The organism is Krasilnikovia cinnamomea (assembly GCF_004217545.1).
Classification (GTDB): domain Bacteria; phylum Actinomycetota; class Actinomycetes; order Mycobacteriales; family Micromonosporaceae; genus Actinoplanes; species Actinoplanes cinnamomeus.
This window is the reverse complement of record NZ_SHKY01000001.1, coordinates 6,201,285-6,218,374: the sequence shown is the minus strand read 5'-3', so window position 1 is coordinate 6,218,374 and position 17,090 is coordinate 6,201,285. Positions and strand designations below refer to the sequence as shown.

Sequence of the window (17,090 nt, the reverse complement as noted above, 5' to 3'; positions counted from 1 at the left end):
GTGTTCTATTAGCGAAACAGTCGTCAGGAGAAGCTCTTGCCCGCGCGAACGAGGACGTGTTTCACTCGGGAACGTGGACATCGCTTCGGCGCCACCGCTCTCCGCGCCGATGGTCATCGGCTTCGACTACACCCGCTCGCTCGGTCCGGTCCTGGGATCGTTCATGACCGGCCTGCGCGAGCGCCGCGTGCTCGGCAGCCGGACCTCGGACGGGCGGATCCACGTCCCCCCGCTGGAGTACGACCCGGTCACCCATGCTCCGGTGACGGACCTGGTGGAGGTGCTCACGACCGGCACCGTGATCAGCTGGACCTGGACGCACCGGCCGCTGGAGGGGCAGCCGCTGGCGCACCCGTTCGGGTGGGCACTGATCCGGCTCGACGGGGCGGACACCACCCTGCTGCACGCCGTGGACGCGGGTGAGCCCGGCCGGATGCGGACCGGGATGCGGGTGCGGGCGCGCTGGGCCGCGAACCCGGTCGGCCACATCCGCGACATCGAATGCTTCGAGCCGGCCGAAACGTCACCGTCCCAGGCCTCGGCCCGCGTGGCCGCACCTGCCCCGGACGCGCCCGTGACCACCATCGTCACCCCGATCCTGCTGCGCTACCGGCACACCGCCTCGGACCAGGAGAGCCGGTACCTGCGGGCCCTGGCCGAGGGCCGGTTGCTCGGCGGGCGTTGTCCCGCCTGCCGCAAGGTCTACCTCCCGCCGCGGGTCTGCCCCGCCGACGGGGTGCCGACCGACGAGGAGGTGGTCGTGACCGACCGGGGCACGGTCACCACGTTCTGCGTGGTCAACGTCCCGTTCGCGGGGCAACGGCTCGACCCGCCGTACGTCGTCGCGCAGGTGCTGCTGGACGGCGCGGACATCCCCCTGTCCCATCTGATCCTCGGCTGCCCGGCCGGGCAGGTGCGGATGGGCATGCGGGTGGCCGCGGTCTGGCGCGAGCGCGCACAGTGGTCGCACACGCCGGAGAACATCGCGCACTTCGCGCCCACCGGTGAGCCGGACGCACCCTGCGAGTCCTACGCGGACCAGCTGTGAGCCGGCAGCGCGCGGTCGCGGTCGTCGGGTTCGCCCAGTCCCCGTGCCGGCCCGAGGCCGGCACGACCAGCGGGGTCGAGACGCTGGTGCCGGTCTTCCAGCGGGCACTGGCCGAGGCCGGGCTGGCGCGGCGCGAGGTGGACTTCTGGTGCTCCGGCTCCTGCGACTACCTGGCCGGGCGGGCGTTCTCGTTCGTCAACGCGGTCGACGCGATCGGCGCCTATCCGCCGATCTGCGAGTCCCACGTGGAGATGGACGCGGCCTGGGCGTGCTACGAGGCGTACGTGAAGATCCTGGCCGGCGAGGCGGACACCGCGCTGGTGTACGGGTTCGGCAAGTCCTCGGCCGGTGAGCTGCCGCGGGTGCTGGCGCTGCAGCTCGACCCGTACGTGACGGCGCCGCTGTGGCCGGACTCGGTGAGCATCGCCGCACTGCAGGCCCGGCTCGCGTGCGAGCGCGGCATCCTCACCGAGCGGGACATGGCCGAGGTGGCGGTACGCAGCCGGGTGGACGCCGCCGCGAACCCTTGCGCGCAGGTGGCCGGGGCGACCACGGCCGAGACGCTGCTGGCCGCGCCGTACGTTGCCGACCCGCTGCGGGCGCACGACTGCGCGCCGGTGTCCGACGGTGCCGCCGCGCTGGTCCTGGCCGCCAGTGACCGTGCCCGCGAGCTGCGTGACCGGCCCGCCTGGATCGCCGGCATGGCCCACCGCATCGACCCGCAGGGCCTCGGTGAGCGGGACCTGGCCGCGGTGCCGTCGGCGAGGGCCGCCGCCGAGGCCGCCGGTGTGGCCGGTGACCTCGACGTGGCCGAGCTGCACGCACCGTTCACCCATCAGGAGCTGTTGCTGCGCGCCGCGCTGGGGCTCGGTGACTCGGTGCGGATCAATCCGTCCGGCGGCGCGCTCTGCGGCAACCCGATGTTCTCGGCGGGCCTGGCGCGGATCGGGGCCGCGGCCGAGCAGGTCATGTCCGGGCGCGCGGGGCGGGCGGTCGGGCATGCCACCAGCGGCCCGGCGCTGCAACAGAACCTGGTCTGCGTGCTGGAGGCGGAACAGTGAGACGGGCGGCTGTGCTCGGTACCGGGCAGACACACCACCGGACCCGGCGTACCGATGTGTCGATGGCGGGGTTGTGCCGCGAGGCTATCGACCGGGCGCTGGCCGACGCCGGCACGGACTGGTCGCAGATCGACGCGGTCGTGCTGGGCAAGGCGCCGGACCTGTTCGAGGGCGTGATGATGCCCGAGCTGTTCCTGGCGGACGCGATCGGCGCGGCCGGCCGGCCGCTGCTGCGGGTGCATACCGCCGGCTCGGTCGGTGGGGCCACCGCCAACGTGGCGACCAGCCTGGTGCGTGCCGGGGTGCACCGGCGGGTGCTGGCGGTCGCGTTCGAGAAGCAGTCGGAGTCGAACGCGATGTGGGCGCTGTCGATCCAGCCGCCGTTCACCGCTCCTATCGGTTCGGGGGCCGGCGGCTACTTCGCGCCGCACATCCGGGCGTACATCCGGCGGTTCGGCGCGCCGGAGCACATCGGGGCGGTGGTGGCGGCCAAGGACCGTCGCAACGGCGCCCGCAATCCGTACGCCCACCTGCGGCAGCCGGACATCACGGTGGAGTCCGTGCGGGCGTCGCGGATGTTGTGGGATCCGATCCGGTACGACGAGACCTGCCCCTCCTCCGACGGGGCGTGCGCGATCGTCATCGGCGATCAGGCCGCGGCCGAGGCAAGCGACCGGCAGGTGGCGTGGATCCGCGCCACCGCCATGCGCACCGAGCCCACGTTCTTCGCCGGCAAGGACCACGTGAGCCCACGCGCCGGTGCCGAGGCCGCCCAGGCGCTGTGGCATTCGGCGGGCATCACCGAGCCGCTGGAGCAGGTCGACGTCGCCGAGCTGTACGTGCCGTTCTCCTGGTTCGAGCCGATGTGGCTGGAGAACCTCGGCTTCGCCGCACCGGGGCACGGCTGGAAGCTGACCGAGTCCGGCGAGACGCGGATCGGCGGCCGGCTGCCGGTCAATCCATCCGGCGGGGTGCTGTGTTCCAACCCGATCGGCGCCTCCGGCCTGTTGCGTTTCGCGGAGGCGGCGATGCAGGTGATGGGCCGGGCCGGGCAGCATCAGGTGGCGGGAGCGCGAACGGCACTGGGGCATGCGTACGGCGGGGGGTCGCAGTTCTTCTCCCTGTGGCTGGTCGCCACGGAGCCGGAGGGCCGGTAGCCCGGCGTCAGGGCCGCTGGTACCGGACGGGCAGGTGCTTGACGCTGTTGAGCCAGCCGGAGCGCAGCCGCTGCACCGGGCCGGCCAGCTCGATGTCGGGCATGTGGTCGGCGATCGCGTTGAAGATGAGGTCGATCTCCAGCCGGGCGAGATTGGCGCCGAGGCAGAAGTGCGCGCCGCTGCCACCGAAGCCGAGATGCGGGTTCGGGCTGCGGGTGATGTCGAAGCGCTGGGGGTCGTCGAAGACCTCGTCGTCGAAGTTGGCGGAGCCGTAGAACAGCGCCACCCGCTGTCCGGCCGCGATGTGCTGGCCGCCGAGGACGGTGTCGCGCAGCGCGGTGCGCTGGAAGACGTTCACCGGGGTGCCCCAGCGGACGATCTCGTCCACCGCGGTGCGCGGGCGCTGCGCCTTGAACAGCTTCCACTGGTCGGGGTGTTCCAGCAGGGCCAGCATGCCGTGTGAGATCGCGTTGCGGGTCGTCTCGTTGCCGGCGACCGCGAGCATCAGTACGAAGAACCCGAACTCGTCGGTGGACAGGTGTTCCCCGCCGATCTGCGCCTGGACCAGGGTGGTGACGATGTCGTCGCGGGGGCAGGCCTGCCGCTGTTCGGCCATCGTCATGGCGTAGGCCAGCAGCTCCATGGCGGGCTCCAGCGGGTCGGCGCCGCCACCGTACTCCGGGTCGTCGTAGCCGATCATCGCGTTCGACCAGTCGAAGACGTTGCGCCGGTCGTCCTGCGGGACGCCGAGCAGCTCGGCGATCGCCTGCAGGGGCAGCTCGCAGGCCACCTCGGTGACGAAGTCGCCGGAGTCCGCCGTGGCCGCCGTACGGGCGATCTGCTCGGCGCGGGCGGCCAGCGCGGCACGCAGGCTGTTGATCGCTCGCGGGGTGAAGCCGCGCGACACGATGGATCGCTGCTTGGTGTGCTGCGGCGGGTCCATGTTGATCAGTGCGCACCGCTGCATCTCGATGCGCTCGCGCGGCAGGTCCGCCTGGAACCGGACGATCGCGGTGTTCTCCCAGCTGGAGAACGTGTCGGTGTCGCGGGACACGGTCATCACGTCGGCGTGCCGGGTGACCGCCCAGTACCCCTCGTCATCGAAACCGGCGCTGCCCCGGGCCTGCGGGATCCACCACACCGGGGCGGTGCGCCGCATCTCGGCGAACTCGGCGTGCGGAATGCCGCGCAGGTAGATCTCCGGGTCGGTGAAGTCGAAACCCTCGGGGATGCAAGGTCCGGACACGGCTCCTCCTTTGGCAACCGGTTCTATCAATTCAAGCATGTAAACGTGCCCGCGGGTACCGGTTCCGTGCTTCTATAGCAGAACACGTTCTACTTTTCGTACAGGAGGCGCTGGTGGGTGTTCCGACGATCGTCGACGCGGTCCGCACACCGATCGGCCGGCGCCGCGGCCGGCTGTCCGGGCTGCACGCCGCCGAGCTGCTGGGCTCGGCCCAACGCGCGCTGCTCACGCGGGCCAGCCTCGACCCGGCACTGGTCGAGCAGGCCGTCGGCGGCTGCGTCACGCAGGGCGGCGAGCAGTCCAACAACATCACCCGTACGGCGTGGCTGCATGCCGGCCTGCCGTACCAGACCGGCTGCCTGACCATCGACGCGCAGTGCGGTTCGGCGCAGCATGCCGTCCATCTGCTGGCCGGGCTCATCGCGGCGGACGCCGTCGAGGTCGGCGTCGCCTGCGGCGTGGAGTCGATGAGCCGCGTCCCGCTGCGCGCCAACCTGGGCACGGACGCCGGGACGCCGCGGCCCGAGTCGTGGAGCATCGACCTGCCGAACCAGTTCGTCGCCGCCGAACGCATCGCGACCAGGCGCGGCATCACCCGCGCCGACCTGGACCGGTTCGGCGCCCGGTCGCAGGCGAACGCGGCGCGGGCCTGGGCGCAGGACCGCTTCGCCCGCGAGGTGGTGCCGGTCGACGCGCCGGAACTGGACGAGACGGGCCAGCCCACGGGCAAGCTCTGCCGGGTCGACCGCGACGACGGCCTGCGGGACACCACCGTGGAGGGTCTGGCCCGGCTGCGCCCGGTCCTCGACGGCGGCCTGCACACCGCGGGCACCTCGTCGCAGATCTCCGACGGGGCCGCGGCCGTGCTGCTGATGGACGCCCAGCGGGCGCGGGCGCTGGGCCTGCGCCCGCGCGCGCGGATCCTCGCCCAGTGCCTGGTCGGCGCCGAACCGTACTACCACCTGGACGGGCCGATCGCGGCCACCGACCGGGTGCTGTCCCGGGCGGAGATGACGATCGACGACGTCGACCTGTTCGAGGTGAACGAGGCGTTCGCCAGTGTGGTGCTGTCCTGGCTGGGCGCGCACCGCGCGGATCCCGACCGGGTCAACGTGAACGGCGGAGCGATCGCGCTCGGGCACCCGGTCGGCAGCACCGGCTCCCGGCTCATCACCACCGCCCTGCACGAACTGGAGCGCAGTGACCGCAGCACCGCCCTGATCACGATGTGCGCGGGCGGCGCGATGTCCACGGCCACCATCATCGAGCGGCTGTGACTCCTCAGGGATGCTGGCTGCTCACCGAGATCACCTCGCCGGTGAGGTACGAGGCGTAGTCGCTGGCCAGGAACGCCACGACGGTCGCCACCTCCCACGGCTGCGCGGCCCGGCCGAACGCCTCCCGCAGCGCGAGCCCGGCCAGCTCCCGTTCGTCGATCACCTTGGCCAGGAACGGGTGGCTCGCCAGGCTCGGCGCCACCGCGTTGACCCGGATGCCGTGTGCGGCCACGTCCAGCGCGGCGCACCGGGTGAACGCCATCACGCCCGCCTTCGCCGCCGCGTAGTGCGCCTGCCCGGCCTGGGCGCGCCAGCCCAGCACCGAGGCGTTGTTGACGACCGCGCCGCCGCCGCCCTGCGCGATCATCTGCCGCAACGCCGCCCGGGTGCCGCGGAACGTCCCCGTCAGCGTGACGTCCAGGACCCGCCGCCACTCGTCGTCGGTCAGCTCGACCACCGGCCGGGTGCCGCCCAGGCCAGCGTTGTTCACCATCACGTCGATCCGCCCGCAGTGGGCGACCGCACCGGCGACCAGCGCCTGGACGTCGGCCTCGTCGGTGACGTCGCACGGCACGGACCACACCCGGCCCGGGTACGTCACGGCCAGTCGCTCCCAGGCCTCGGCGAGCCGACGCCGGTGGTGGTCGCTGAGCACGACCTCGGCTCCCTCGGCCAGGCACCGCGTGGCGATCGCGGAGCCGATCCCGGTGCCGGCCGCCGCGGTGACGACCACGACCCTGCCCGCCAGCAGTCCGTGCCCGGGCGGCGGCAGCCGGTCCACCGAGGTCTCCGCGGTGCCGACCTCCGGTGTCGGCGTATCGGCAGCCCCGCTCACCGGCGGTCCTGCCGGGGCAGCCCGAGCACCCGCTCGGCCACGATGGTGCGCTGGATCTCGTCGGAGCCGCCGTAGATGGTGTCGGCCCGGCTGAACAGGAACAGCCGCCGCCACCGCTGGACCTCCTCGTCGCCGGGATCCGCCGCGGCCCCGGCGGAACCGAGCACCGCCATGGCGAGCTCGCCGAGGCCCTGCCGCCAGCGCGACCAGAGCAGCTTGATCTCCGACGCGGTGCCCGCCGAAGGTGGCCCGGCGAGGGCGCGCAGGGTGTGCGCGCGCAGCACGGACAACTCGACCCAGGCGCGCACGATCCGCTCGCGCAGCACCGGGTCCGCGATAGCTCCGGTACGCCGGGCCAGCGCCACCAGGTCGTCCAGGTCCCGCTGGAAACCGATCTGCTGGCCCACCGTGGCCGCGCCGCGCTCGAAGCCGAGCGTGGCCATCGCCACTCGCCAGCCCTGCCCCGGTTCGCCGACCACGAGGTCGCGTTCGGTGCGGGCGTCGTCGAAGAAGACCTCGTTGAACTCGCTGTCGCCGGTGAGCTGCCGGATCGGGCGCACGGTGATCCCGGGCTGGCGCATCGGCACCAGCAGATACGACAGTCCGGCGTGGCGCGGGCCACCGTCCGGTACGGGCTCCGTGCGGGCCAGCACGAAACACCAGTCGGCCACGTGCGCCAGCGACGTCCACACCTTCTGACCGGTGATCACCCACTGGTCACCGTCGAGCCGCGCGCGGGTGGTGACACCGGCCAGGTCGGACCCGGCGCCCGGCTCGGAGTAGCCCTGGCACCACAGCTCGTCCACCGCGGCGATACGGGGCAGGAACCGGCGGCGCTGACGCTCGGTGCCGAGTGCGATCAGGGTCGGGCCGACCATGGTGGTGCCGATGTGGTCCACCCGGGCGGGCGCGCCGGACCGGGCGTACTCCTCGTGGAAGATGACCTGCCGCGCGAGCGACGCACCGCGCCCGCCGTGCGCGACGGGCCAGGCCAGGCAGGTCCATCCCGCGGCCGCCAGGCGGCGGGTGAACGCGAGACGCTGCGGATACGCCTCGTTCTCGCGGCCCGGGCCGCCGACGCCGCGCAGCTGGTCCGTCACGTTCGCGGCGAGCCAGTCCCGGACTTCACGCCGGAACTGTTCGTCATCGTCCACTGGCGCCACCTCCTGCACCACGGGTATCGTCACCCTACCAAGCACTTGCTTGGTCTGCACTTGCTTGGTCTGCTCAGCCCGCCGGACCCGCCCGACTGGGAGGTCACCGTGGAATCCACCCTCCCGGCGGCCGTGGCCGACGCGGCCCGCAGATTCGGGGCGGCTCCGGCTCTGGTGGAGCCCGGCGGGCCACAGTGGAGCTTCGCGGACCTGTTGGAGCAGGTGCGCGTGGTCGCCCGCGCGACGATCGCCGCCGGGCTGCGACCCGGTGACCGGCTCGCCGTCTGGGCGCCGAACACGTCGCACTGGGTGCTGGCCGCGCTCGGCGCGAGCTACGCCGGTGCCACGCTGGTGCCGGTGAACACCCGGTTCACCGGCGCCGAGGCCCTCGATGTGATCCATCGCAGCGGCGCGCGCGGCCTCATCGTCGCCGGCCCGTTCCTGGGCGTGGACCGGCTCGCCACGCTGCGCGCCGCCGCAGCCCGGAGCGGCGTCCCGCTGCCCGGTCTCGTCGTGCAGGTGCCCGCCGGTCCGTCCTCGCCGCAATCCGGAGCGCTCGACTGGGACGCCTTCCTGCGCCACGCCGCCGACGTGCCGGTGTCCGAGGCGGACACCCGCGCCCGGGCCGTCACTCCGGACGACGTGAGCGACATCCTGTTCACCTCGGGCACCACCGGGCGCAGCAAGGGCGCGATGAGCGCACACCGGCAGTCACTCGGCGTGGCCGCCGCCTGGGCCGAGATCGGCGAGCTGGGCCCGCGCGACCGGTATCTGGTGGTCAACCCGTTCTTCCACAGCTTCGGGCTCAAAGCCGGCCTGCTGGCATGCCTGCTCAGCGGCGCCACGGTGGTACCGATGCCGGTCTTCGACCCGGCCCGGGCGCTTGCGCTGATCGCCGCCCAGCGCATCACCGTCCTGCCCGGACCACCCACGCTCTACCTCAGCCTGCTCGACCACCCCGAGCGACCCCGGCACGACCTGTCCACGCTGCGCCTCGCGGTGACCGGCGCGGCCACCGTCGCTCCCGCACTCGTCGAGCGGATACAGGCGGATCTGGGCGTACGCACCGTACTCACCGCGTACGGGCTGACCGAGGCGGTGGTGGCCACCATGTGCCGGCCCGGCGACGACCCGCAGACCGTCGCACACACCTGCGGGCGGCCCGCCGCGGGCTTCGAGGTCCGGATCGGCCCGCCCACCGGCGAAGTGCTCCTGCGCGGCCCGCACGTGATGCTCGGCTACCTCGACGACCCGGCCGCCACCGCCGCCGCCATCGACGCCGACGGCTGGCTGCACACCGGTGACATCGGCCGCCTGGACGAACGGGGATACCTGCAGATCACCGACCGGCTCAAGGACATGTACATCTGCGGCGGCTTCAACGTGTATCCAGCCGAGGTCGAACGGACGCTGGCCGGGCTGCCCGGGGTGGCCGAGTCGGCCGTGGTCGGGGTGAGTGATCCGCGCCTGGGCGAGGTGGGCAAGGCCTATGTCGTCGCGCGGCCGGGGCACACGCTGTCCGGCGCGGACGTGATCGCGTACTGCCGGGAACGGCTGGCCGGCTACAAGGTGCCCCGTACGGTCGAGTGGCGCACCGAGTTGCCCCACAACGCCTCCGGCAAGGTCCTCAAGTACCTGCTCCGGAAGGAAGGCACCCCGTGACCGACCCGGTCCGCTACGAACGGCGCGGCCGCCTCGCCCTGGTGACCATGAACCGTCCCCGGTACCGCAACGCGCAGAACTCGGCGATGACCTACGCCCTGGACGCGGCGTTCACCCGCGCCGTGGACGACGACGAGGTCGCCGTGATCGTGCTGGCCGGAGCCGGCGACCACTTCTCGGCCGGACACGACATCGGCACCCCGGAGCGGGACGCGGACACCCCGTTCCCCCGGCGCGCGGTCCTGTGGTGGGACCACACCGGGCGGGCCGGCGCGGACCGGCGCTACTCCCGGGAGGCGGAGGTCTACCTGGGGATGTGCCGGCGATGGCGGGACATCCCCAAACCGGCGGTCGCGATGGTGCAGGGCGCGTGCATCGCGGGCGGCCTCATGCTGGCCTGGACGTGCGACCTGATCGTCGCCGCCGACGACGCGTTCTTCGCCGATCCGGTGCTGCGGATGGGTGTCCCCGGCGTCGAGTACTTCGCCCACCCGTGGATGCTCGGCCCCCGCTTCGCCCGCGAGGTGCTGTTCACCGGTGACCGGTTCGACGCACACCGCGCGTACCAGGTCGGCATGGTGAACCGGGTGGTGCCCCGCGCCGAGCTGGAAACCGCGACCGTCGCGCTGGCCGAGCGGATCGCCGCGATGCCGGGGTTCGGCCTGAGCCTGGCCAAGCGCGCGCTGAACCAGTGTGAGGACCTGATGGGCATGCGCGCCGGGATGGACGCCGTCTTCGGCCTGCACCACCTGGCCCACGCGCACAACGCCGAGGTCACCGGGAACCCGCTCGGCGGCCTGGACGCGGCCGCCATGAAACGGTCCGCGTCGTGAATCTCGACCTCGACCCGTCCGCGCGCTCGTTCCGGGACGAGGTCCGCGCCTGGCTCGCGGACAACGTCCCGGCCACTCCCCTGCCGAGCGTGCACACCCCGGCGGGCGCCACCGCGCACCGGGCCTGGGAACGCCGTCTCGCCGACGCCCGCCTCGCCGTCGTGTCCTGGCCGGAGAGGTACGGCGGGCGGACCGCCCCGCCGCTGCACACGCTGCTGTTCGAGGAGGAGTACCACGCCGCCGCCGCGCCCGCCCGGATCGGCCAGAACGGCCTGTTCCTGCTCGCCCCCACGCTGTTCACGCACGGGACGCCGGAGCAGCGCGACCGGATCCTGCCCCGGATGGCCCGGGCGGACGACGTGTGGGCGCAGGCCTGGTCCGAGCCGGACGCGGGCAGCGACCTGGCCGCGATCCGCTCGGTTGCCCGGCGCACCGACGGCGGGTGGCTGCTGTCCGGCCAGAAGACGTGGAGCTCCCGGGCCGCCGTGGCGGACCGGGCGTTCGGGTTGTTCCGTACGGATCCGCAGGCGCGGCGGCACCGCGGCCTCACCTGTGTGATGTTCGACCTGCGGGCGCCCGGGGTGAGCGTACGCGGAATCCAGCAGCTCGACGGCGAACCGGGCTTCGCGGAGATCTTCCTGGACGACGTGTTCGTCCCGGACGCGGATGTCATCGGCGCGCCCGGCGACGGCTGGCGGGTGGCGATGAACACGGCCGGCCACGAGCGGGGGCTGACGCTGCGCAGCCCGGGCCGGTTCGTGGCGGCCGCCGCGCGGCTGGTTGCGCTCTGGCGGGAGGCGGGCGACCCCGGCGACACCGGGCTGCGCGACCGCGTGGTGGACGCGTGGATCGGCGCACAGGCGTACCGGATGCACGCGTTCGCCGCGTTGGACGCACCGCCCGGGCCGTTCGCGGCGAGCGTCACCAAGCTGTTCTGGTCCGAGCTGGACATCGCCCTGCACTCCACGGCGCTCGACGTGCTCGGCGCCCATGCCGAGACCGACGCTGGCTGGACCGGCGGATACCTGTTCGCGCTGGCCGGTCCGATCTACGCCGGCACCAACGAGATCCAGCGGAGCATCGTCGCCGAGCGAGTGCTCGGCCTGCCCCGCGAGCCGAACCCCGGAGCACCACGATGAGACTGGTGCCCTCGCCGGAGCAGGACGGGTTCGCGGCCGTCCTGCACAGGCTCCTCAGCGATGTGGACGTTGGCGCGACAGCGGACCGCTGGGCGCTGGGCGACGCCGCCCCCGGCCGGGCTGTCTGGTCGCGGCTGGCCGAGGCCGGAGTCTGCGGGCTCGCCGTGCCGGCATGCTGGGGCGGCCTGGGTGGCGCGCCGAGCGACCTGGTGCTCGCGGCCGAGGAGCTGGGCCATCACGCGCTGCCCGGGCCGGTGGCCGAGTCCGTGGCCGCGGTACCCACACTGCTCACCGCGGTCGGCGACGACCGGCTGCGCAGCACCTGGCTGCCCGAGCTGGCCGCCGGGCGGACGGTCGCGACGCTGGCCGCGCCGCCCTGGCTTCCGTACGCCACCGACGCGCACGCCGCCGACCTCGTGCTCTTCGCCGGGCGCGACGCCGTCAGGCTGGCCCGCGTCGGCCCGGCGCACACCTCGATGGACCCGGCCCGGCGGCTGTTCGAGGTGTTCCCGGGCGACACGCTCGCCGCCGGTGCGGACACGGCCGCCGTGGTGGCCCGCGCCCTGGACATGGGTGTGCTGGTCTGCGCCGCCCAGCTCCTCGGCGCCGGCCGCGCACTGTTGGAGACGGCGGTGGCCTACGCGCAAACCCGACACCAGTTCGGCCGCGCGATCGGGCAGTTCCAGGCGGTCCAGCACCGGCTCGCCGACGTGGCGGTGGCCCTGGAGTTCGCCCGGCCACTGCTGTACGCGGCCGCGGTCGCCCTCACCCGCGACCCGCACGACGCGAACACGGTCGCCTCCACCGGCAACGACCCGCACGAAGCGAACGTGGTCGCCTCCACCGGCGACGACCGGCAGGACGCGGCGCGGGACGTCTCGGCGGCGAAGGTGGCCTGCGCGGACGCCGCCAACCGGGCCGCCCGCGCCGCGCTGCAGGTGCACGGCGCCATCGGCTACACCCGGGAGCACGGGCTGGGCCGGTGGCTCACCAGGGTCCGGGTGCTGACCCTGGCGTGGGGCACCCCGACCGAGCACCGGGCCCGGGTGGCGGCGGCCCTGGGAAGGCGCTGAGGAGGCCGCGATGACAACCGAGGAGCTGACCGGGGAACGTCAGGCGCTGCGCGACGCCGTGCGCGGTCTGCTGTCCGGATACTCCACCCGGGCCGCGATCGACGCGCCGGACGGCTTCGACCCGGCCCTGTGGACCCGGCTGTGCTCCGAGATCGGCGTCGCCGGCCTGGCCGTGCCGGAACCGTACGGCGGATCCGGCGCCACCCTGCGGGAGACCTGCGTGGTGCTGGAGGAGTTGGGACGCACGCTGACCCCCGGCCCGATGCTCGGCTGTGCCGTCCTCGCCACGCACGCGCTGCTGCGCTCGGGCGACTCCGAAGCCTGCGCGCGACTGCTGCCGGACCTGTGCACCGGGGCACGGACCGCCACGCTGGCCTTCGCGGGAGATCCGGCGGAGGTGCCCTGCACCGCCTCGGCCGGAGGGCGGCTCAGCGGCGAGGTCCCCCACGTCCTGGACCTCGCCTGCGCCGACACCCTGCTGGTCCCCGCGCGCACCGGCGACACGACCATCCTGTACGAGGTGGCGGCCGAAGCGCCCGGGGTGGCCCGCCACGAGACCAGCCCGCTGGACCCGACGCGGCGGCTCGGTGTGCTGCGCCTGACCGACGCACCCGCGCGCCGGATCGGCGGCGACACCGACCTCGGCGGTCTGCGCGACCTGGCCTGCGTGGCGCTCAGCGCCGACCAGATCGGCGCGGCCGCTTACGCGCTCGCGGCCACTATCCGGTACGTGCGGATCCGGGTCCAGTTCGGGCGCCCGATCGGCAGCTTCCAAGCCTTGCAGCACCGGCTGGCGGGGGCACACGTACGGATGGAGGCCGCCCGCTCGGCGTCGTACGCCGCGGCCGACGCCCTGATGGCCGGCGCCCCCGAAGCGCCGGCGCTGGCCGCGGTGGCCAAGGTCTACTGCTCCGAGGCGCTGCAGGCGATCGCCGCCGAGATGGTCCAGATGCACGGCGGCATCGCGATCACCTGGGAGCACGACGCCCACCTCTACCTGCGCCGCGCGTACGCCTCGGCGCAGCTCTTCGGCTCCCCCGCCCACCACCTCGAGCGCCTGGCGCGGTCGCTGTGCTCAGATCCAGTCGGTGTGGCGGGGCCAGGCCAGCAGGGTGTCGACCACCTCGGGTGACTCGTGCGGCGAGGCCGGGGCCGCCGTGGTGTAGCGGCCCCGGTAGAACAGCAGCGGTCCGTCGGCCCGGCATTCGCCGAGCGTCGTCACCCGGCCGACCACGATGGCGTGGTCGCCGCCCGGGTGCACCGCCTCCACCCGGCACTCGGCCCAGGTGAGCGCGCCCGTCAGGATCGGCGCCCCGGCCGGTGACGGGGACCAGCCGGCGTCGGTGAACCGGTCCGCGCCCCGGGTGCCGAAGCGCCGGGACACCTCCCGTTGCGCTCCGGCGAGGACGTTGACGCAGAACGTGCCGCAGTCGCGGATGCGCCGCCAGGTGTCCGAGCCGGCCTGCGGGCAGAACAGCACCAGCGGCGGGTCCAGTGACAGCGGGGCGAACGCCTGGCACGCGAATCCGGCGGGGCCGTCCGCGTCGCGGGTGGTGATGACCGTGACGCCGGTGCAGAAGTGGCCGAACACCCGGCGGAACTGCCGGGTGTCCGAGTCCGTACGGGCCGCCGCCACCGCAGCCTCAGTGGCCGGCGCGCTCGAAGCGGTGGCCCCACACGCTGTGCGCGGTGGTCTGCCGGGCCACCCAGGTACGGTCGTCGACGGTGCAGCCGCCGGTGCCGTACTCGATGTCGAAGCCGCTCGGGGTCCGCACGTAGAAGGAGATCATCTGGTCGTTGGCGTGCCGTCCCAGCGTTGAGATCGTCGGCACGTCGTGGCGGGCGCAGCGGTCCATGGCCCGGCCCACGTCGTCGATCGATTCGGTCTCGACCATGAGGTGGATGAGGCCGCTGGGCGCCGGTATCGGTGCCAGCGCGACGCTGTGGTGGCGCGGGCCGCAGCCGAGGAACCGCATCCACAGCGGGCGGTCGCCGGGCGGCAGGCCGACCGTTTCGGGGATGAACCGCATCGTGTCGCGCAGCCGGAAGCCGAGCACGTCGGTGTAGAAGTGCAGTGCCGCGGCGTCGTCGCCGGCGGGCAGCACCACGTGTCCCATGCCCTGCTCGCCGGTGACGAACCTGGTCCCGTAGCGGCCCTGGGCGGGGCGGGTGTCCAGCGCCGCGCCGCAGAAGAACTCGAGGCGGTTGCCGAACGGGTCGTCCAGGCTGATCATCTGCGCCACGCGTCGCTCGGCGAGTTCGTCGCCACCGGCGGCCTTGATCGCGACGCCGGCCTGTTCGAGGGCGCGGGTGAGCCGGGCGAGCGCGGCCGGGTCGGCGACCTCCCAGCCGGTGGCGGCCAGCCGGTCCCGTTCGCCCGCCACCACGACGATCCGCGCGGGCAGCTCGTCCATGCGCAGGTAGACCGCCTCGGGATCGGGCCCGCGCCCCGGCGCCATGTCGAGCACGGTGACGCCGAACTCGCGCCACGCCGCGACGTCGGTGGACTCGACACGCAGGTAGCCGAGGGATCGGATGAGGCTCACGGACGGTCCCCTTCCAGGAAGTCGAACGCCAGGCGGTTGAACTCGTCGAACTTCTCCAGGTGTGCCCAGTGTCCGCAGCCGCCGAAGACGTGCAGCCGGGCGCGGCGGATCAGCTTGAGTGCGACCAGGGCGCCGTCGAGCGGGTTGACCCGGTCCTCCCGGCCCCACACGAGCAGCACCTCGTGGCGCAGCCGGTGCGCGTCGCGCCAGAGCAGGCCCTGCTCGTAGTGTTCCGGGTCGGTGAACGAGGCACCCATCTCGCGCATCGCGCGCTGCGCCGCCGGGTCGGCGGCCGCCCGGAACCGCTCGTCGATCAGCTCCTCGGTGATCAGCGACTGGTCGAACACGAGCGTACGCAGGAAGGCGGCGACCTTGTCCCGGCTCGGTCCGGGCGGCGCGCCGACCGCGGCCAGCCGTTTGATCCCTTCGGTCGGATCGGCGGCGAAGAGGTTGAGGCTCAGCCCGCCGGGGCCCATGAGCAGCAGCCGTCCCGCGCGCTGCGGGTGCAGCAGCGCGAACCGGACCGCGGTGCCGCCGCCCAGCGAGTTGCCGACCAGGTCGGCCCGCTCGATGCCGAGTTCGTCGAGCAGCCGGAGCAGCGCGTCGGCGGAATGGGTGAAGTACTGCCCGGCGATCGGCCCGGTGGCGGAGCCGCCGTAGCCGGGCTGGTCGACGGCGATCGTGTCGAATGCCCGCGCGAAGACCGGCACGGTACGCCCGAAGTTGCTCCACGCGGAGGCGCCGGGACCGCCGCCGTGCAGGAGCACCACCGGGTGCCCTCCGTCCGGTCCGGCGCGGTGGTAATGCAGGCCGGCGGCGTATGAGCCCGGAGCGGGAATGCTGGTCGTGGTCATCTCGTCCTCACACCATCGCGTCGCTGATCGGCAGGCCGAACTCGCCGCGGCCGAACATGGACAGTGCCCGCTCGGGGTCGTTGATCGCGTGTACGCGGCCCGCGTGCGCGTCGCGCCAGAACCGCTGGATGGGGGTCCCGGTCTGCAGCGCCCGTCCCCCGGAGTTCTCGAACAACCGGTCGACCGCACCGATCGCCAGCTCGGTGCCGCGCACCTGGTCGCGGCGGACCCGCAGGCGCAGCCGCATCGGCAGGCGCTGGCCCGCGGCGGCCAGCTCCATCAGCTCGCCCATGTCGGATTCCAGGGCCAGCCATGCCGCGTCCAGGTCACCGGCCGCGGTGGCGGCGCGCACCTGCGAGTGCGGGTCCTCGGCCGCGCGCACCCCGACGTACGAGGCGCGGACCCGTTCCTTCAGGTAGCTCACGTGTGCCTCGTAGGCGCCCATGGCCATGCCGATGATCGGCGTGGTGATCGCCCAGGAGAAGATCGACGCGTACGGGATCCGGTAGAGCGGCGCGGTGTTGAGCTCCTGCCCGGGGCAGACGCAGCGCGCCGTGTCGTTGAAGCTCAGTGACCGGTGCACCGGGACGAACGCGTCGGACACGACGATGTCGTTGCTGCCGGTGCCGCGCAGCCCGACGGTGTGCCACACGTCCTCGATGGTGTAGTCGGCGGCGGGCAGCAGGAACGTACGGAAGTCGGCCGGGGTGCCGTCGTCGCCGGGCGGGACGATCCCGCCGAGCAGCACCCAGTCGGCGTGGTCGCAGCCGGAGGAGAAGCTCCACCTGCCGTCGACCCGGTATCCCCCGTCGACGGCCCGGATGGTGCCGGTGGGCGCGTAGGACGACGACATCCGGGTGCCCGGGTCGTCGGCCCACACGTCCTGCTGCGCCTGGTCGGGAAAGAGTGCGAGCTGCCAGTTGTGCACCCCGATCACCGAGGCCACCCAGCCGGTGGAGCCGCATGCGCTGGCCAGTTCCCGCACGCCGCGCAGGAAGGTCAGCGGATGGGCCTCGAATCCGCCGAACCGGGCGGGCTGCAGCAGCCGGAAGAAGCCGGTCTCGGCCAGTGACTTGACGGTCTCGGCGGACAGTGCCCGGCGGTCCTCGGTCTCCTGCGCACGCTCCCGCAGGACCGGTAGCAGGTCGCGCACTCCGGTCAGGACCGCGACGCCACCGCTTGCCTCCATGAGATCCCCCCAACCA

General features: G+C 73.4%; 16 protein-coding genes. 9 read left to right on the top strand and 7 right to left on the bottom strand.

Annotated elements, in window-relative coordinates:
• Nucleotides 1-73 precede the first annotated feature (73 nt).
• The 3 genes from EV385_RS28020 to EV385_RS28010 are packed head-to-tail and all read left to right on the top strand — an operon-like array spanning nt 74 to nt 3,266.
• A complete protein-coding gene (locus EV385_RS28020; RefSeq protein ID WP_130512163.1) occupies nt 74-1,048 on the top strand; it encodes a Zn-ribbon domain-containing OB-fold protein in 975 nt (324 codons plus the stop codon).
• The gene (locus EV385_RS28015; protein WP_130512162.1) at nt 1,045-2,109 is read left to right on the top strand and encodes a thiolase domain-containing protein; all 1,065 of its coding nucleotides are present in this window, start codon (nt 1,045-1,047) and stop codon (nt 2,107-2,109) included. Before EV385_RS28020 ends, EV385_RS28015 begins: the two co-directional genes overlap by 4 nt.
• Nucleotides 2,106-3,266 carry a thiolase domain-containing protein gene (locus tag EV385_RS28010; protein WP_130512161.1) on the top strand — a complete coding sequence of 387 codons (1,161 nt, stop codon included), beginning with the start codon at nt 2,106-2,108 and terminating at the stop codon, nt 3,264-3,266. Before EV385_RS28015 ends, EV385_RS28010 begins: the two co-directional genes overlap by 4 nt.
• 7 nt (nt 3,267-3,273) lie before the next feature.
• On the opposite strand, the gene EV385_RS28005 is transcribed toward EV385_RS28010, so the two are convergent.
• Nucleotides 3,274-4,512, bottom strand: a complete 1,239-nt coding sequence (locus EV385_RS28005) for a cytochrome P450 (protein WP_130512160.1) — start codon at nt 4,510-4,512, stop codon at nt 3,274-3,276.
• Nucleotides 4,513-4,625: 113 nt separating this feature from the next.
• Here EV385_RS28005 and EV385_RS28000 point away from each other — a divergent pair, with 113 nt between their 5' ends.
• Nucleotides 4,626-5,789 carry a steroid 3-ketoacyl-CoA thiolase gene (locus EV385_RS28000; RefSeq protein ID WP_130512159.1) on the top strand — a complete coding sequence of 388 codons (1,164 nt, stop codon included), beginning with the start codon at nt 4,626-4,628 and terminating at the stop codon, nt 5,787-5,789.
• A gap of 4 nt (nt 5,790-5,793) precedes the next feature.
• Here EV385_RS28000 and EV385_RS27995 read toward each other — a convergent pair whose 3' ends face one another.
• Both EV385_RS27995 and EV385_RS27990 read right to left on the bottom strand, forming a co-directional pair.
• On the bottom strand, nt 5,794-6,570 hold the full coding sequence (locus EV385_RS27995) for an SDR family oxidoreductase (protein WP_130513612.1): 777 nt from the start codon (nt 6,568-6,570) through the stop codon (nt 5,794-5,796).
• Between the two features lie 50 nt (nt 6,571-6,620).
• Nucleotides 6,621-7,811, bottom strand: a complete 1,191-nt coding sequence (locus EV385_RS27990) for an acyl-CoA dehydrogenase family protein (protein WP_130513611.1) — start codon at nt 7,809-7,811, stop codon at nt 6,621-6,623.
• Nucleotides 7,812-7,886: 75 nt separating this feature from the next.
• On the opposite strand from EV385_RS27990, the gene EV385_RS27985 reads away from it, so the two are divergent.
• From EV385_RS27985 to EV385_RS27965, 5 genes are read left to right on the top strand one after another with little or no spacing between them, the layout of a single operon-like run.
• Nucleotides 7,887-9,440, top strand: coding sequence for a FadD3 family acyl-CoA ligase (locus EV385_RS27985; RefSeq protein WP_130512158.1), 1,554 nt, complete (start codon nt 7,887-7,889; stop codon nt 9,438-9,440).
• Entirely contained in the window at nt 9,437-10,273 is an 837-nt protein-coding gene (locus EV385_RS27980; protein WP_130512157.1) for an enoyl-CoA hydratase, read from the top strand. Before EV385_RS27985 ends, EV385_RS27980 begins: the two co-directional genes overlap by 4 nt.
• Complete coding sequence (locus EV385_RS27975) at nt 10,270-11,412, top strand: acyl-CoA dehydrogenase family protein (RefSeq protein WP_130512156.1); 1,143 nt, start codon at nt 10,270-10,272, stop codon at nt 11,410-11,412. The genes EV385_RS27980 and EV385_RS27975 overlap by 4 nt, the downstream gene beginning before the upstream one ends.
• Nucleotides 11,409-12,485 (top strand): acyl-CoA dehydrogenase family protein, encoded by a 1,077-nt coding sequence (locus EV385_RS27970; RefSeq protein ID WP_130512155.1) that lies wholly within the window; start codon nt 11,409-11,411, stop codon nt 12,483-12,485. The genes EV385_RS27975 and EV385_RS27970 overlap by 4 nt, the downstream gene beginning before the upstream one ends.
• A gap of 25 nt (nt 12,486-12,510) precedes the next feature.
• Entirely contained in the window at nt 12,511-13,617 is a 1,107-nt protein-coding gene (locus EV385_RS27965; protein ID WP_130513609.1) for an acyl-CoA dehydrogenase family protein, read from the top strand.
• Here EV385_RS27965 and hsaB read toward each other — a convergent pair.
• From hsaB to hsaA, 4 genes are read right to left on the bottom strand one after another with little or no spacing between them, the layout of a single operon-like run.
• Complete coding sequence (gene hsaB / locus EV385_RS27960) at nt 13,561-14,121, bottom strand: 3-hydroxy-9,10-secoandrosta-1,3,5(10)-triene-9,17-dione monooxygenase reductase subunit (RefSeq protein WP_207229983.1); 561 nt, start codon at nt 14,119-14,121, stop codon at nt 13,561-13,563. The genes EV385_RS27965 and hsaB overlap by 57 nt on opposite strands.
• 7 nt (nt 14,122-14,128) lie before the next feature.
• Nucleotides 14,129-15,031, bottom strand: coding sequence for an iron-dependent extradiol dioxygenase HsaC (hsaC, locus tag EV385_RS27955; RefSeq protein WP_130512154.1), 903 nt, complete (start codon nt 15,029-15,031; stop codon nt 14,129-14,131).
• On the bottom strand, nt 15,028-15,885 hold the full coding sequence (gene hsaD, locus EV385_RS27950) for a 4,5:9,10-diseco-3-hydroxy-5,9,17-trioxoandrosta-1(10),2-diene-4-oate hydrolase (protein ID WP_130512153.1): 858 nt from the start codon (nt 15,883-15,885) through the stop codon (nt 15,028-15,030). Before hsaD ends, hsaC begins: the two co-directional genes overlap by 4 nt.
• A gap of 7 nt (nt 15,886-15,892) precedes the next feature.
• Nucleotides 15,893-17,074, bottom strand: a complete 1,182-nt coding sequence (hsaA, locus tag EV385_RS27945; RefSeq protein WP_130512152.1) for a 3-hydroxy-9,10-secoandrosta-1,3,5(10)-triene-9,17-dione monooxygenase oxygenase subunit — start codon at nt 17,072-17,074, stop codon at nt 15,893-15,895.
• Between the last annotated feature and the right edge of the window lie 16 nt (nt 17,075-17,090).